This window comes from Duganella flavida (assembly GCF_009857445.1).
Taxonomy (GTDB): domain Bacteria; phylum Pseudomonadota; class Gammaproteobacteria; order Burkholderiales; family Burkholderiaceae_D; genus Rugamonas; species Rugamonas flavida.
Map to the genome: position 1 here is coordinate 1 of NZ_WWCN01000024.1, position 16,197 is coordinate 16,197.

Sequence of the window (16,197 nt, forward strand, 5' to 3'; positions counted from 1 at the left end):
AACAGGACCGTGAAACGACTCTACGCCGATGATAGTGCTGCAACCAGTGTGAAAGTAGGTTATCGTCAAGCTAGTTATTCCCAAGAAGGCCCCGTCAGGATTAAATCCGGCGGGGCTTTTTTGCTTTTGTGCATTAGAATGGCTTGCATGCGAGCTGCTTTCCTTTTCTTTTTGCTGATTTCGGTAGCGCAGGCGGCGCCGCTGTCGCTGCGCTTTGAGCACTTGGGTGTCGAACAGGGACTGACGCAGGAGTCGGTCACCAGCATCCTGCAGGACCAGCTTGGCTATATGTGGCTCGGCACGCAGGCCGGCCTGAACCGTTATGACGGTTACCGAGTCACCAACTTCAAGAACGACCCCTCCAATCCCCGCAGCCTGCAAGATAATTACGCGCAGGCGCTGTATGAAGACGCCGCCGGCCAACTGTGGGTCGGTAATAAAGGCGGACTTGATCGCTATGATCCGGTGGCGCAGGCTTTTACGCATGTGCTGTCCAAATTATCTGTAACGGGCATACTCGGCGACGGCCGCCAAGGTTTGTGGCTGGCGACCAGTGAAGGCTTGCAGCACCTGGATATCCCCAGCGGCCAAGCGCAGGCGCTGGGCCACGCCGATGAGCAGATCAGTGCGATGGCGCGCGACCAGCACGGTAATTTGTGGATGGGGACGCTGCACGGATTGCAGCTGCTACCGTCCGGCAGCAAGGAGTTCCACCACGTCGGCACGGCCGAGAACCGGCTGGAGAACAATATTCTGTCGGTTTCCATTGGGCCCGACGGCGTATTGTGGGCGGGGGCGATGCGCGGCGTGCAGGCTTGGCGCTTGACGCAACAGTCGGCCGAACGCGTTGCGCTTACGCTGCCGAAGGAAGTGGCCGGAGCGCGTATCTCCAAGCTGTTGCACGACCGCGATGGCACGCTGTGGCTCGGCACTTTCACGGATGGCCTGAAGCGGCGCGATCCCGTCACCGGCCGCTACTACCATTACCCGCGTGATACCCAGAGCCGTCACGGCATCAGCGACAACCAGATCAGCGCGCTGTATCAGGACCGTACCGGCACACTGTGGGTCGGCAACTGGTATGCCGGCGTCGATCACGTCGACCTGAGTAGCGGCGGCTTTGAACGTTACACCGAGCAGCCCGGCGTGCTGCCCGGCATTGGCAGCAGCAAGGTGCGGGCGATCAGCGGCGCGCCGGATGGCAAGGTCTGGCTGGGGACCAGCACTGGGCTGGCGCTGCTGGATCCGGCGCAAGCTCAGGTGAATTTCTACTCCAACCTGCAGCAGCAACCAGGCGCCATGCCCGCCGAGCAGGTGATGGCGCTGGCAACTGACCAGCGCGGCCGGCTGTGGGTGGGCACCATCAGCGGCCTGTCATGGCGCGATCCGGCCAGCGGACGCTATACGCCGATGTGGCTGGGTGACGATCCGCAGGCGCGCTCGGTGCAGCGCGTGTTCGTCGACCATGAGGGCGTGATCTGGGTCGGTACCCGCATGGCCTTGCATCGCATTGATCCGCAGACGCTTGCCATGCAAACCTACCGTGTCGATACCAGCGATCCCGACCGGCTGGCGGGACGCGTCTACACGCTGATGGAGGACTTGCGCGGCAACCTGTGGGCCGGCACTGAAAACGGTTTAGATCGTTTCGACCGCGCCAGTGGAAAGTTTGAGCACTACCGCCACAATCCAGCGCAGCGCGATAGCCTGAGCCACAACCGCGTGCACTATCTCTATCAGGACCAGCAGGAGCGCATCTGGATCGGCACCGCAGCCGGCCTGTGCATGGCGCGCATGGGAGAGGATGGCAAGCTGCATTTCCGTTTTTATCCGCCAGGCAGCGGACGTTCTCCGGACCCGATCGGCGCGATCTTTGGCGACGAGCAAGGACGCTTGTGGATTAGCACAACGGCTGGCGTTTCCCTGTTCAATCCGGAGACCGGCGCGTTCAAGAACTATACCTCCAAGGATGGCTTGATCGACGGCTCGTATTTCATCGGCGCCGGCTACCGCGCGCCGGACGGTACGCTGTACTTCGGTGGCCTGGAAGGCGTGACCGCGTTCCAGCCTGCGCACGTGCATAACAATGCCTATGCGCCGCCAGTGTTGATTACGGATTTTTCGATCTTCAACCAATCCATCCTGGGCAGCGCGGCGCGTCCCGACGTGCTGGCGCAGGGCTCGCTCGATCACGCCAAAACGCTGTCGCTGACTTATCGCGACGCGGTGTTTTCGTTTGAATTCGCCGGGCTGCATTACGCCGATCCGCAGCGCAACCGCTACGCCTACCAGCTGGTCGGCTTCGATCCGGACTGGGTCACCACCGATGCCGGCAAGCGTTTCGCCACCTACACCAATCTCGATCCGGGCCGCTATGTGTTCCGCGTGAAGGCAGCCAACAAGGACGGCTTGTGGAGCAGCGAGCCGGTCTCGCTTGAGCTGACCATTGCGCCGCCGTTCTGGCGTACCTGGTGGTTCCGCGTGCTGATGGTGGGACTGGTGCTGGGCGGCGCCTGGCTGCTGTTCCGCATCCGCATCCGTTTGCTGGTGCGGCAGAAGCAGGAGCTGGAGCTGGAAGTCGGCAGCCGCACGCACGAGCTGGTGCTGCAAAAGGAATCCATCCAGCGCGAGAAGGAAAACGTGGAGGCGGCGCACCGCAATATCGCGCTGCTGTCCGACATCGGGCGGCGCATCACGGCCAATCTCGATAGCGAGGCCATCATGTCGCTGCTGTACCAGCAAGTGCATGCGCTGATGGATGCCAGTGTGTTTGGCATCGGCATCTATCGGCCGGAGCAGGAACTGATCGAGTATCCGTTTGCGATGGAGCGCGGCAAGCGCTACACGCCTTACACTCGCAGCATGCGCGAGCCCAATCAGTTGTCGGTGTGGTGCATCAACCATGCGCAGGAAGTATTTATCAACGACCTGGAGCATGAATACCAGCGCTACATTTCCAGCCTCGACCTGGTGTCCGGCGTGGACAACATGGGCACGCTGGAAGACGGCACACTGCCGACCGAGCCACGCTCGCTGATTTATGTGCCGATCTCGGTCAGTGGGCAGGTGCGCGGTGTGATTACGGTGCACAGCTATCGCGCGCATGCCTATCACCGCATCGATCTCGACATGCTGACTACGCTGGCCTCCTACGTGGCGGTGGCGTTTGCAAATGCGGATTCCTACCGCCAGCTACGCGACACGCAGCAGCAACTGGTGGAGCGCGAGAAGCTGGCCGCGCTGGGCTCGCTGGTAGCCGGCGTCGCGCATGAGCTGAACACGCCGATCGGCAACAGCCTGGTGATCGCCAGCACGCTGGAAGACAAGACGGCGGAGATTGAAACGCTCAACAACGGCAGCACCATGCGCCGTTCCGACCTGCATAATTTCATCGATGCGGCACGCGAAGCGTCCACGCTGCTTATGCGCAGCCTGCGCAATGCGGCCGAGCTGGTGAACAGCTTCAAGCAAGTGGCGGTGGACCAGGCCAGTGCCAAGCGGCGCCAGTTCAATCTGCAGCAGGCCAGTCACGAAATTGTGATGACCATGAAGAACCAGATACGCAAGGCCGGCCATCACATCGTGCTGGAAGTACCGGACGATATCGTGCTGGACAGCTTCCCCGGTCCTTACGGACAGGTGATCATCAATCTGATTAATAACGCCTTGCTGCATGCGTTTGAAGACCGCGCGGCGGGCGCGATCCGCATGTGGGCGGTGCAGTTGGGGCCGGAACGGGTGCGCATCGTGTTCCAGGATGACGGCAAAGGCATCCCGGTCGAGCACCAGGCGCGCATCTTCGATCCCTTCTTTACCACCAAGCTGGGGCAGGGCGGCAATGGGCTCGGCCTGAGCATCACCTACAACATTGTGACGTCGCTACTGGATGGCACGATACGGGTGGATAGTGCGGTGGGCGTCGGGACGCGCTTCACGATGGATTTACCATTGAAGGCGTCCCTGTCCGGCGATTAAATGCCCCAGATAATGTGCTCGTTTTCCGCCTTGGCGGTGCGCAGCATTTCCAGCAGCGGGAAGGCGCGGGCGGAGAAGCCGACGCGCTGTAATTGCGCATGCTCCTTGGTTTCGCCATCTTCCTGTTCGTGGGTGTGGGCATCGTGCTCGACGTCAGTTTCCGGGTGCAACTTGGTCTCGGCGACTTCGTGCTCGAGAATCGATAAGGCTTGCGCCGCTTCGGCCGCAGTGATCACGCCGCGTTTCGGATTTTTGTGCAGCAAGTCGAGGATGCGCTGCGCATGTTCCTGGTACATCAGGACTTCCGGGCTTGATTTGGATTTGAAGGCGATTAACATAAGCGATCTTTCTGAGTTCCGTTAGATAGACTCTATGCCCATGCCGGCGACTTTACAAGACACGGATGGCCGTGTGCGGGCGCTGGCGCACCTTAATTAAGCAGGTTTTAAGCCAGCACGATCGTTTTAATTCAATTTAAAGGATGTGAGGAAGGTCTCCACGGGCTCCGCTTCGATTTTCGCCGCAGGACCGATCACTACGGCCTGGTAAATCCTGTTGTCTTTGGCAACAAAGCGTCCAATAAGGCGCATGGCTTGCCCTTTTTCGGTGCCGCTTGCATCGACTTCGCGCGCGCCGTTGGCCAGTTGATTGCTGCTGGTGACGGTGGCGCTGATGTTGTTGAGCATCGCAGTTTGCATGGCGTCAACGGCAGCTGGCGCTTGCGCGGCATCCGCTAGCTGGGCACTACCGACGGCGAACACCACGCCGTCGACATTGGCGGCGCTCATGGTCATGCTTACCTCCAGCTGCTCGAGCTTGATGCTGCGGGTCTGGCTGGCGGGCTTGCCGGGGAACAGCACGGCGTAGGGCGCGTCGCTGCTGCGGTAGTCGCGCCAGTCGTACTTGGGGCTGCAGGCGCACAGGGCGAGCGTCAACAGCAGCGGTGCCAGTCGTTTCATTTCTTGGCTTTCTTTTTCTTGTCCTCGATGGCTTTCCACTCATCGATGTGGTCCTGCTGGCGCAGTACGCGCGATTGCGGGTCGATGGTGACCAGTGCATGCGGCGGCAGTGCCAGTTCGCCGTGGCCATCGCTCATGGCCAGCTTTTCGATGCGGTTGTTGATGCGTACTTCCAGCGGCATCGGGAAGGCGCCGCCGTCTTTCAGCTTCCACGTCAGCTTGAGTTTGTCGGCGCTGCGTTCTTCCACCAGTTCAGGCAGCGCTGCATGGTAGAGGTAAGCGTCGAAGAACCATTGCAGGTCACGGCCGCTGGCTTCGTTGACGAACTGGATGAATTCCTTGGTACTGCTCCAGCGCGGCTGGAAGTTGCCTGGCACCGGCGTGGCAGTGCCGTACACCATGCGGCGCGTGGCGATGAAGAAGGGCTCGTCGCCGATCAGGTTGTGCAGCGTGTGCAGCACCAGCGCGCCTTTGACGTAGATGTCGAGTCCGGGTCCGCCGCGCTCTTCCTCGTAGACGTCTTCAATGCGCCGGGACTTGCCGCTGACGATGGGTGCCTTGTTGCTGATTTGTTTGCGGAAGTCGAACAGCTCGGTCTGGAACTCCGCTTCACCGCGCAGCGACTCTAGGTACAGCGGCTGCATGTAGGAACCGAAGCCTTCGTGCAGCCACATATCATCCCAGTCGGCGTTGGTCATCTGGTTGCCGAACCATTCGTGCGACAGCTCGTGGTGCAGCAGCCAGTCATAGCCCAGCGGCGATTTTTTGTAGCCGTTGCCGTAGGCGTTGATGGTCTGGTGCTCCATGCCGAGGTGCGGGGTTTCGACCACGCCCATTTTCTCGTCGCCAAATGGATAAGGGCCGACACGGTATTCAAAGAAATCCAGCATCGGCTTGAATTCATTGAACAAACCTTGCGCTTCCTTGTCGTGGCCTTTCAGGTACCACATGCGCAGCGGGATGATGTTGCCGTATTTGCTGGCGTAATCGGCGGACAGCATTTCGTAGGGGCCGATGTTGAGGGCGACGCCGTAGGTGCTGGGATTTTTGGCGCGCCAGTTGTAGGTGCGCCAGCCGTCTTTTTCTTCCATGCCGACAGCGATGCCATTGCCTGCGACGACCAGCGGCGCAGGCACGCTGATGTGCAAGTCGATCAGCTTGGGCTTGCCTTGCGGATGATCGATGCAAGGCCAGAACAGGTCGCAGCCTTCACCTTCGACCGTGGTGGTGATCCACGGTTGGCCATCGGGAGTCTGGCTCCAGGTGAAGCCGCCGTCCCACGGCGCCCGCTTGGCGATCACCGGCACGCCGTGATACTGGATGCGCACGGTGGTGCGGGCGCCGGCTGGCAGTGGTGCCGGCAAGGTGAGGTAGAGGCGTCCTTCCGGGTTGCTGATCGCGCCGGCGGCAAGCGGCACGCCGTCCACACTGGCGCTGTCGATCGGCAGGTTGCGGTCGAGTTCGACGGCGATGCGGGTTAGCGGTTCTTTCAACAGGAAAGTCAGGGCGGCGTCGCCGCGGATGCTTTTGGTGGCTGGCTCGACGCGCAAGGCGAGATCGACTTTTTCAAACGTCACTGCCAGCTGCTCGGGCGCGCGCGGGCTGCCGGAGTTGAGGGTGAAGTCGGTCGGCGCTATCGGCTTGGTGGCGCAGCCCGCCAGCAGCGCGCCGGCAGCAAGGTAGAGAGGCAAGCGGGTCATGATCATCCTGGCATGAGTAAGCTGCGGACAATATAGCAGCAAGCCAGCAAGAGTTGATACGGTTATTCGCTCATCACGCGGCGGTATTGGATGGCTTCTTCGATGTGGACTAGCTGGATGTTGGCGGCGCCGGCCAGGTCGGCAATGGTGCGGGCGACGCGCAGGATGCGGTGGTAGGCGCGGCCGGACCATTTGAAGCTCTGCATGCTCTCTTTAAGTTTGCACTTGCTGGGGCGGTCGAGTCTGCAGTAGTGGTCGATCTCGCGCGGGCTGAGATATTGATTGCGCTTGCCTTGCCGCTGGAATTGGCGATCAGCTGCAACCTGCACGCGGGCGGCGATCACGGCGGATGATTCGCCAGCGGAAGGCGCGGCCAGCACTTCGGGATCGACTGATGCGACTTCCATCTGGATATCGATGCGGTCCAGCAGTGGGCCGGATACGCGGCTCTGGTAGCGCAGCCGCACATCGGGCGAGCAGCGGCAGGCGACGCTCGTGTGGCCGTAGTAGCCGCAGGGGCAGGGATTCATCGCGGCGATCAACTGGAAGTGCGCGGGAAAGTCCGCTTGCCGCGCGGCGCGCGAGATGGTGATGCGGCCGGACTCCATGGTTTTGCACTTTAGTCGTACTTCGAGCGTTTAGTTGTCCGTTTTGGTCTCAACCGTCTCAACCATTGACCAGTCAGCGTCCGAACGACCACTCAAGGCGAGGGCAATTCACCTTCCAGGACTTCATAGTTTGGCCGGAATTTGCCCAGCGACGCAGGCTCCTAATTCGAAAACTCGCTGGCCTCGGGCTGCTGCAATGGTATTCACGTTAATCGACGCCAAGCCGGATGCGCTCGCCCAGGCACACCTTGCCTTGGAATAGCACTTCCATCAGCGGTTCCTCTGACCGTTCCTGGCGCCAATATCTGCGGATTTGCTCGGCTGCAGATGCGAACGTTTCTTTTAGGGTCACGTCATCGAGAATTGCCATATCTGCCGAAAAAGATGTTCGGGATGCAGTTGCCTCGACATGGCAGAACAAATAATCGTGACTCGACCCAGTGTAGTGTTTTTGGGCATAGGCAGCTGTAGCAGCCACATCGGAAAACACGAAGAAACAGGTAGATCGCGAGGGCGCATACGGGAACCCATCGCCTCGTACACGCTCATAAAAGCACTCCCAGAAATAAGCCTTGGCCACGTGATCGCGGCCACCGCCCACTAGCAATTGGCGACTTCTGAAAGCCAATGTGCGTAATGCTCTCAGTGACTTGACGTCGATTATGGTAATGCCGTCCAGATCCAAAATATAGTCGGACAGATCGACAGGGGACATATCCTCGCTTAGGAGGCGCGCGGCCAAAGCAGAGGGTAGTGGCCGTTCCTGGAATGCAGCGACGAAGCGCCATAAGGTGTCAAGCACTGCGCCTGTCATTTCCGCAATATTCAAGAGGCCTTCGAACAACATACGCTCTGCCGGAATCATTTCGGAAAGGATTAGGCCGTAGTTGTAGACGTCCGTATCAATCTCCTTTCCGATGGTGTAATACTCTCTGCGAATCTTCTTTACGAATTTTCCACTCACCTAATTCACTTCCTTTACGGTTACATTAAAGCGCTCCGAGCATCGCGGATGGAAGTCGCTGTTCATTGGCTACACTGCTAAGTGGTCCATTAGAACTTTAACTCATCCAACAGTTCGTGTCAGGTCTAGTCTGAGCTACTACATTCAGGTACTGAAAGAATGCTGCCGGACAGTCAACTATCCGGCAGCAAATAAATAAAAAATCACACAAATTTTCGCGCGCTATCCCGCGAGGAAATCTCTATTATTAACAATCAGATTCGCCAGAGCGAACCACCCCATACGAGAATTCCTCGGCGTCGTCCAGCATGTACACCAACGGAAGGTACGTACTCATGCCGTTCGCTTTTTCAACCATTCGGGCAGCGCGCCAATCTGCGTCAATGTCGCGTTCGCCGTTAGCGAGATTGTCTAGATGCAGCTCGTGGCAAACCTGTAGAAACTTTCGGCTGTCAAAGTAGTGTTCAACAAAAAGAACGTCATCTCCACATACAACAATCAAAAGAAGTGATCCGATTGCAGTCGTGCGCATGACAGGAAGCAGTTCATCACAACGCAGCCGAATAGTGTTCTTGTGGCCGGTCATTTGGAGGCACGTCACACGTTGTGCCCACTTAACTTTGTCAATCGTCTGCAGATGCAATGCTGAGGTCGCCAACGATTGCATGTCTCCGGCCATCGCTGCTGGCAGCCCAAGCACTACGATTGGCGCTGCGCGCGACTCTTCGAGTTGCGGGTGCTTAATCATCGATGACCAACAAGTTACCGCCATCGGTTCATCTTCCAACGGTATTCCACAATTCGCACATGCTGCGTCAAGCAAATGCTTAATGCCCGCGCCTGCATTTTCCAATGCGCTTAATGAGTGCTTCGATAAAATTTTTCCAGCGTACATACATATCCTTTTCTCGTGTGCCGCAGGCGAACTGCCCGCGACATACTTGGTGTAGCAATTAACCTGGAATGCTTTTATCCTTCAGCGAAATATTTTTGAGTCCATAGTCATGGAGCCAGCTCAGTACTTCACGTTCTCTCCACCGCAGTGGAAAATTTTCACCTAGATGAGCAGGAGCAGGAAGTTCCCAAGGTGCGCGCCTCAGGCGACGACGAATGGAGCCCGCAGAGATCTCTAAAACCTCCGCGAGCTCGTGAATATCCAAATATCTGGCCTGGGTCATTATTTGCTGAAGACGGGGAGTTGCGTGAAAATGCTGCCATCGTCATCGGTCCAGGGAGTGCCAACCCAAGGGGTTGGCGAACCAGCTTTAATTGTCCTTGCGTCGGCCGCAGCTTGCTCCTCTTCGGAGTAATCTAAGTAGCTTTGGCTGCACATGCTCGCCGCTTGCGCTCCAAGTACATCATCGTCGTCAAACCAAAAGGCACCGAGAAAAGCGCCTTCTCCGCAACGAAAAACAAAGCGTGCGAACGACATCCCCTTGCCGTCACGATTCACAGTCGGCGTCAATAAATCTGGGAGAATGCCGGCGGGGACCGCGACAGAGTGAATGCGGCCATCAGAGTCGGTGACGTTCCACACTAAAAGTGATTCTCGGCTGCGTAGGTCAAGTGAGCCGATGTTGATAATTTCAGGCTCGGCGCTCACCAGTTCAGCGAAATACGGGTCTAGGTAAGAAGGAATGTTCGCAATCAGAACAGGCCCTTTGCCATGAAATTTGTTTGCTCCGACCTCCTCTTCGCTAAGGAGAATTGCTGCGTTCTTCGAATCGATTCCGTTTCTAGCGCATGCCTCGTTCAACCAGTGCTGATGCTCGGCGAACCCGGGGATAAAGAGGGAAATCGTCTTGTGGTGCCAGAATTCGAATTTGACGCGGGGCTTAACAAGACGTTCTCTGTAGGCCGGGATGTCCATTTGCGGTTGTGGTACGAATTCTCCCGAGCTATTCAAGCGGAGTGGGGCTGGTGGTCGCATATCTGTTTCCCTATTCTGTTAATGTCAACTGACAGTAAGAGTAGGCACCACTTTTAAACGCGCGCGGCCGATCGCGTTTTCCTAATGAAAATATAGGATTTCGCGTCGGCCCTTCTGCAATAAGGCTTCCCCCAAGAGGCGCTCGCAAAAAATATTTCAGTTTTCCCGCGAAAAATCTAAACCCTGGATGACGCGGTGACTACACATAGTTTGAGGATAATTTTTGAGGGAACTATGATTGACAGCATCACCACTTATAAATTGGCTGACGTGTTGGTAGACGAGCCGCATATGCAACCAATCCTGAACGCCATGGCCGAAAAGGTGAGTGCGTTTCATATTGCAGAGGGTGCGCTGCTGGGTTCTTTAGTGGAAGAGGAACATCGACAACTGCCGTTGATTATCCTGCGGTCGCAACGGATACCAGACGGCTGGCCCCTAACAGTAGAGGAATGCGACGCTTTCCTCGACGTTTTCCAATCGGACTACATGGATTCAATGTCCTACCTGGTATGGACCGGCGACGGATTCGCAGTAGGTGTGCCGGCAGAACCAATTTCGGAAATTCTGGCCCATTACCCCCGTTGTGACCAAATGGTCGTGGTTTGGATAACTGAGACCGAACTGGTACTTGATTACATCGACATGGATGAACAACTCTACGAACGGATGGACGTCGCGCAAAACAGCTGGCGCCTTGGTCGGTTTATTCCCGACAAAGAGTATGCGGAGACCAAAATGGCCCAGTTCCCGCCGCTGCTGTCCGACACGGAGATGCGCATCATCAGTGAGCGAGGCGAACCTCTGTACCTCCTGAACGGTCCTGGATTCGGACGAATTTGATTGATGAAATCGGCTCTCATGAAAGTGACGGGCCGATTTTTCTTTCACCGCCGCCAGCGCCGATTTTATCGCGTGGGTATCCTCGTTGGCGTCGCAGCTGATTAAATAACAGATACCTTTTGCAGTCAAACGCTAGACGCCGGCGGCAACGCGGTGGCCATGGGGTCAATTTTTTTTCATTCAGGCTAAGTCTGTGCACTGTCGTAGCTATACATACTCTGACAACCACTTTCGAAAGAGCTATGACCACTTCGATTACGACCTACTCCTTAGCTGACGTGCTAGATGACGAACCACGCCTCCAATCCATCATCTCCGCACTGAGAGTCCACCACAATGCTTATGCGCTAGCCAGCGGGTCTGATTTCCCCGTGCTCGTGAATCCTGATGACGAATCGAAGCCTGTCGTCGTGATTGCATCGGAACGGTTTAATGGCGAAAGTGCAGATGGGATTTCTGAGTTCGACATGCGTCTAGATGCCTGTGATACGGGCTCCAGTTCTCGCGTCTACGCCACCTGGGGCAATGACGAAATGGCGTTTGGTATACCAGCGGACGAGTTTGCTGACATCCTCGCTGGGCACCCATTGGCCTCACAGATATTGATTCTCTGGGCCACCAACACGAAGATCGTCCAGGACTTTATTGATGCCGATGATGAATTCAGAGAGCTTGCTGATGAGGCGGGCCGGCAATGGCACCGCGAACGTTTTGTTCGTGACACCAATTACGCCCCCAGGAAGCACGCGCCGTTCCCTCTACTGCTTTCTAGTGAAGAGCAGCGAGTTGTCAGCAGTGCAGGGTTGCCGGTGTATGTGCTGAGTAAGCTGCAGCTGGCTGGGTAGCACAAGTACCAGCCATCGCTGCTCCGTACCCATCAAGAAGCCCCAATTGGCCGCGCTGCATTGCGGTCGGGGCTTAGTTGGGCAGGCCGTCGTCTTCATTTAACTTGGGGGAAGGCGGTCGAAGCACCGCGATGAGTTCACCGGCTTGTGTGCGGCGAGTAGCATTAGCCGCAATACTTCTTCGCACATCAACGCTGTGCAGTTCCATGCCCGCATACAGGTCTCGAACCCAATTGGTATCGTGATTTGACAGGACAACCGTCGCCCCGCGCGCGCATGCATCTCTGGCCAGTGTCACCAGGTCTATCTGGTCATTTATAGTGAAGCCCGTCGACGTGTAGCCCACGAAGCTACGTGCTCCTGGTGTGGCGTCGGCGTAAGGGGGATCGCAGTATACGACATCCCCCGTCGCAGCCATGGCCATCGGCACTCGGAAGTCACCATGCAAAATAGTGGCTGATTTCAATCTCTCCGCCATCGCTTGAAGCTGCGCATCAGGGAATGCGGGCAACGTCTTAGGATGGCCGTAGGGTACGTTGTACTCGCCACTGCGATTCATCCGGAACAGACCGTTGAAATTGAACTTGTTCAGGTAGAGGAAGAGCACCGCGCGCTCGCGCAGGTCCGTAGAGCCATTGAATTTGCAGCGTGCGTCTAGGTAGGCGTGCTGTGAGTGCATCGAATCGGTGAAGAGCGTGCGTGCACCGTCAATGTAGTCGCTAGGCGCATCTCGCAGCATCTCGTACATTGCGACCAAATCTCGATTGAGGTCATTGATGACGATGTCGCGTTGGCTGGCATTAAGGAAAACGGAACCAGCGCCGACGAACGGCTCGATGAGACGCCCAGTACCAGTAAGCAGTGGAAGAAGAGCAGGGAGCAGGCGTTGTTTGCCGCCGACCCAGCGTAAAGGTGGAGTTATCTTTGGATTTTTCATCCAAAGTAAAGCACCTGTTTTTAGCCAGTGTGCTGACCACCTACCTCAAAACTAACCCTTACAAAATAAGGAGAAATGCGAAATAGTTTGAAATGGATAAGCCGGAAAGACGGTCGGTGACTATACTGTGTTCAATGACTTTTTGAGGACACTATGATTACTAGCACCACCAAGTTCGAGCTGCGCGCAGCGTTGCAGAGTGAGCTACGCCTCGGGCCTATACGTGACGGTCTGCGCGGCTACCCCAGTGCATTTCTAATGACGCATGGGGCCCTTCTGCCATCGCTGATTCCATCGGAGCACCATCGTCTTCCGATGATGGTCATTTCGTCTCTGCGGATTACTGACCAATGGCTCGGAACCATCAGCGGAGCCGAACTGACTCTTGATGGATGCCGCGCTGGCTTTGATTCAAGTCCGTACCTGGCCTGGCCAGGTCAGGGCGGCACGGTCGCAATCAGCGCATATGACGTTGATCAGGCGATCGGCGAGTCCAGTGGTGTCAGGCAGGTGCTGGTGCTTTGGCTCGCAGAAACGCAGGCACTGCTCGGCTGGCTGGACACCGATAAAGAGTTTCAGGACCTTCTCTACGTCGCGTCGCGTAGCCGGTACCTGTCGAGGTTCGTTCCGGACGTCGAATACGTGGCGGCAAAGAAGGCGCTTTTTCCTGTCTTGCTGTCTGCGGATGAAGAGGTGCTCATCGGCAGTGAGGGTGAGCCGATGTACGTCGCACGCAAAGTCGAGTTCGCTGTGTAAGCTGAAAGCCGAGAGCGCGCCGCAGTACCGTTTCTGAAGCCTGTGAAGATGAAGTTGGTAAAACGATGTAAATAATTTAGATAATTAAAAGTTTGATTCAATCCGACCGCCAGAAGCGGTCGGATTTATCGTGCATTTGTGTGAAGCAGGTCTCATAGATACACAGATGGACAATCGGTGCAGAAATCTTTAATGCTTTCTTCAGTGCTGTATCTCCGGAAAGTGTAGTTGCCAGTGCGCGCGGCAATGCTGATAATCTTGCCCATTGCGCGCGGAGTAGGTTGAGCCTGGTGAGATGTGAAGTAAAGCAAGCTTGCGAGCAGAGCGCGTTCGTCCTTGGAGGGTGCACGCAATTCTGCCTGGGTTAGTCTGACGGTTGACGAGGCCGGAAGTCTCCGTCCTTGCATCGCAGCTTGGAGTAGCAAAAGGAAGTCGCATAGTCGCTGCCGATCCGACATGCCAGGCCCGTTGCTACTACCGTGCTCTGCGAAAAACGCCTCCATCGTCTCAACGTCTTGAATGTCAGCTTCAAGTAGCGCTGAGAGCAGCTGATGACGACGAATGGGAAGGCCTTTCCCTTTTGATTTGCTGGCATTGATATTCGTGATTGGTTTCATCTCTCGTCCTAATGAGAATTGCGCGGATTTATGCATCGTTGACGGGACTGCTTTATTGGCTACGTGTTTTTACCCCCGGGAAGGTAGAAGCGCAACGAGTCCGGGGAGCTGTGGCCCATTGTTTGCGCCAAGCCCTTCAACCCTGGAGGCGTGTGTTCGGCTTGCCGAAGTGAGTCCGCGTCGGTATCCCCGTCCGGCTCTCCAGCGGCGGACTGAAAAACTTTACGTTCGAAGAGGTCGGGCCGGTAAAGGCGCACGAGTGCAACGAACCGGTCCTCGAACCCGATATCGATGGGGTATTTGAACCCGCTGGCGAACAGGTACTCTGTCAGAGTCCACATGTCGCGCGAGATTTCCGTATCGAGGTCCCGGATGTGCGCGAGATCGAATCCGCCGTGGACTGGCTCATTACCCCACGACATCAGGAATTTGGCTATTTTGCGGGCTTGACCTGTATCCCACATGGCCTTGGTGAACAGCCGATCGACTGCATCGATCACACTTTGAGACGGTTGCATTGCCACTCCCTGCAAATTAAAGGTGCCCCTTGCATGCCACGTTCCCCATCGTTCGACAGGTCAATACGCGCGATGCCTGCGCCTGCGTCGGAACTATTCTGGCAGCCGTTTGATATCATCCTACCTGCAGCTAGAAGGCTTGGGTTGTAGAAGCGACGACTAAATTAGCAATGAAACCGGTCACGCGCGTCATACGATGGCGCAAATTGGAGCATCTTGAAAAAATCCAATTCATGAAAATTTCGTCGCAACGAAGGATCAAAAAATCTTCTGCCTAGACGCTAAAATGAGAACCGGTGTGAGTGCGATTTTCGATAAGGAACACGGCTAGGCGCGCTGCTTTTTCGGAATAATTTTGCGTCTCGGCCGGCAGTCGTTGGCTGTGGGCTTTTTGATACACGCTCACTACTGGCAACCCTTTCTGGGGGGGCTGAGAGAATGCGGGAGCGAAAGAGCGGACCTAGTATCGGGGATCACTCATTGAACGAGGTGGGGGCGGAAGCGGGACTTGAAGCAGACCACCCTTGCTGCACCATCGCGTGTCGCGCGCTGCTTGTGTTGTCACTGGTGCCGCCGGCCGATTGGGCTATGCTCATGGGTGCTAACATTAGCGGAGGTGCTCATGTCTAAAGGACTATCCGACCACACCTTTGTTGTGGGCGCCGGCATCATGCCTGGCGATGGCGGCGGCAGCAATTATCCGGACAGTTTGAGGTTGCGTATGCCCAAGGAGCGAGCACTTCGGCTCGCTATCGACCTGCTCAAATCCGTAGAGCAGAGTGCGGGCCCCAAGGGGCGCGTAGTGGAGATCAGGCTACTCGGCAAGCTTGACTAAGTTTTCGGCATAGCGCGGGCCGGTAAATGCGTCTGCGTGCGATAGCGCAGATTTGGTGTTTCTCAGAGACTTGAATGTGCTATCTCGATTAATCCAACTTCCGCCGTCAAGAATCTGTGTTCGTTAAATGGGGGGACCAGTGGGAAAAAAGATTGGCTGTCTTGGATGGGGATCACTAGTTTGGGATCCACGGACCCTGCCGGTCGCCGGCGAGTGGCGGACAGATGGACCATTGCTCCCCCTTGAATTTGCGAGAGAGTCTGGGGACGGCCGCATCACGATCGTTTTATGCGACGGCGTTCGTGCTGTCCACTCGTGCTGGGCGATGCTCGCAGTTGAAGATGTTTCTGCCGGCATCGTGGTGCTCGCAGAGCGTGAGAGCATAGCGACACGCATTGCCAAAGATATCGGCTGGTGGAATTCGGTGGACGGAAAGTCGCATGGTATGTGCGCTTCTGAGATTGAATCCTGGGCGAAAAAATTGGCGTTAGACGGCGTCGTGTGGACCAACCTCCCTTGCGGGTTCAAAAGTAATCGAGGGCAGATGCCCACCCAAGCTGAGGTGATTGCGCACTTCGCTAAGCTGGAGGGCGAGACTCTAGAGAAAGCAAAGCGGTACGTCCTGATGGCACCGCCACAAATCGACACCGAATATCGGCGGACATTGGCCCAACGTCTCTAGAAAATTTAATACTAATTGAATTCCGCGT

At 56.6% G+C, this 16,197-nt stretch carries 16 protein-coding genes; 6 read left to right on the top strand and 10 right to left on the bottom strand.

Going from position 1 to position 16,197, the window contains the following annotated elements:
* Nucleotides 1–147: 147 nt before the first annotated feature.
* On the top strand, nt 148–3,975 hold the full coding sequence (locus tag GTP46_RS26645; RefSeq protein WP_161009662.1) for a two-component regulator propeller domain-containing protein: 3,828 nt from the start codon (nt 148–150) through the stop codon (nt 3,973–3,975).
* Here the strand turns inward: GTP46_RS26645 and GTP46_RS26650 are convergent.
* The 7 genes from GTP46_RS26650 to GTP46_RS26680 all read right to left on the bottom strand — a co-directional run bounded on the left by GTP46_RS26650 (nt 3,972) and on the right by GTP46_RS26680 (nt 10,076).
* A complete protein-coding gene (locus GTP46_RS26650; protein ID WP_161009663.1) occupies nt 3,972–4,313 on the bottom strand; it encodes a DUF1840 domain-containing protein in 342 nt (113 codons plus the stop codon). The genes GTP46_RS26645 and GTP46_RS26650 overlap by 4 nt on opposite strands.
* A 126-nt stretch (nt 4,314–4,439) precedes the next feature.
* Nucleotides 4,440–4,934 carry a hypothetical protein gene (locus GTP46_RS26655; RefSeq protein ID WP_161009664.1) on the bottom strand — a complete coding sequence of 165 codons (495 nt, stop codon included), beginning with the start codon at nt 4,932–4,934 and terminating at the stop codon, nt 4,440–4,442.
* Nucleotides 4,931–6,634 carry a M1 family metallopeptidase gene (locus tag GTP46_RS26660; RefSeq protein ID WP_161009665.1) on the bottom strand — a complete coding sequence of 568 codons (1,704 nt, stop codon included), beginning with the start codon at nt 6,632–6,634 and terminating at the stop codon, nt 4,931–4,933. Before GTP46_RS26660 ends, GTP46_RS26655 begins: the two co-directional genes overlap by 4 nt.
* A 62-nt stretch (nt 6,635–6,696) precedes the next feature.
* On the bottom strand, nt 6,697–7,242 hold the full coding sequence (locus GTP46_RS26665; protein WP_161009666.1) for a magnesium chelatase subunit ChlI family protein: 546 nt from the start codon (nt 7,240–7,242) through the stop codon (nt 6,697–6,699).
* A gap of 208 nt (nt 7,243–7,450) precedes the next feature.
* A complete protein-coding gene (locus tag GTP46_RS26670) occupies nt 7,451–8,206 on the bottom strand; it encodes a DUF2441 domain-containing protein (protein WP_161009667.1) in 756 nt (251 codons plus the stop codon).
* Between the two features lie 247 nt (nt 8,207–8,453).
* The gene (locus GTP46_RS26675; protein WP_161009668.1) at nt 8,454–9,101 is read right to left on the bottom strand and encodes a hypothetical protein; all 648 of its coding nucleotides are present in this window, start codon (nt 9,099–9,101) and stop codon (nt 8,454–8,456) included.
* 282 nt (nt 9,102–9,383) lie between these two features.
* A complete protein-coding gene (locus GTP46_RS26680; protein ID WP_161009669.1) occupies nt 9,384–10,076 on the bottom strand; it encodes a hypothetical protein in 693 nt (230 codons plus the stop codon).
* A 294-nt stretch (nt 10,077–10,370) separates the two neighbouring features.
* On the opposite strand from GTP46_RS26680, the gene GTP46_RS26685 reads away from it, so the two are divergent.
* The gene (locus GTP46_RS26685) at nt 10,371–10,979 is read left to right on the top strand and encodes a hypothetical protein (RefSeq protein WP_161009670.1); all 609 of its coding nucleotides are present in this window, start codon (nt 10,371–10,373) and stop codon (nt 10,977–10,979) included.
* Nucleotides 10,980–11,221: 242 nt separating this feature from the next.
* Nucleotides 11,222–11,824: a DUF169 domain-containing protein gene (locus tag GTP46_RS26690; RefSeq protein ID WP_161009671.1), complete on the top strand. Its 603-nt coding sequence runs from the start codon at nt 11,222–11,224 to the stop codon at nt 11,822–11,824.
* 73 nt (nt 11,825–11,897) lie between these two features.
* Here GTP46_RS26690 and GTP46_RS26695 read toward each other — a convergent pair whose 3' ends face one another.
* The gene (locus tag GTP46_RS26695) at nt 11,898–12,761 is read right to left on the bottom strand and encodes a DNA adenine methylase (RefSeq protein WP_161009672.1); all 864 of its coding nucleotides are present in this window, start codon (nt 12,759–12,761) and stop codon (nt 11,898–11,900) included.
* 153 nt (nt 12,762–12,914) lie between these two features.
* Here GTP46_RS26695 and GTP46_RS26700 point away from each other — a divergent pair, with 153 nt between their 5' ends.
* Nucleotides 12,915–13,517 carry a hypothetical protein gene (locus GTP46_RS26700; protein WP_161009673.1) on the top strand — a complete coding sequence of 201 codons (603 nt, stop codon included), beginning with the start codon at nt 12,915–12,917 and terminating at the stop codon, nt 13,515–13,517.
* A gap of 152 nt (nt 13,518–13,669) precedes the next feature.
* Here GTP46_RS26700 and GTP46_RS26705 read toward each other — a convergent pair whose 3' ends face one another.
* Both GTP46_RS26705 and GTP46_RS26710 read right to left on the bottom strand, forming a co-directional pair.
* Nucleotides 13,670–14,134: a hypothetical protein gene (locus GTP46_RS26705; protein ID WP_161009674.1), complete on the bottom strand. Its 465-nt coding sequence runs from the start codon at nt 14,132–14,134 to the stop codon at nt 13,670–13,672.
* A 59-nt stretch (nt 14,135–14,193) separates the two neighbouring features.
* Complete coding sequence (locus GTP46_RS26710) at nt 14,194–14,652, bottom strand: DUF7673 family protein (RefSeq protein ID WP_161009675.1); 459 nt, start codon at nt 14,650–14,652, stop codon at nt 14,194–14,196.
* A gap of 622 nt (nt 14,653–15,274) precedes the next feature.
* Here GTP46_RS26710 and GTP46_RS26715 point away from each other — a divergent pair.
* Both GTP46_RS26715 and GTP46_RS26720 read left to right on the top strand, forming a co-directional pair.
* Nucleotides 15,275–15,487 carry a hypothetical protein gene (locus GTP46_RS26715; protein WP_161009676.1) on the top strand — a complete coding sequence of 71 codons (213 nt, stop codon included), beginning with the start codon at nt 15,275–15,277 and terminating at the stop codon, nt 15,485–15,487.
* 325 nt (nt 15,488–15,812) lie between these two features.
* A complete protein-coding gene (locus tag GTP46_RS26720) occupies nt 15,813–16,169 on the top strand; it encodes a hypothetical protein (protein ID WP_161009677.1) in 357 nt (118 codons plus the stop codon).
* Nucleotides 16,170–16,197: the final 28 nt, after the last annotated feature.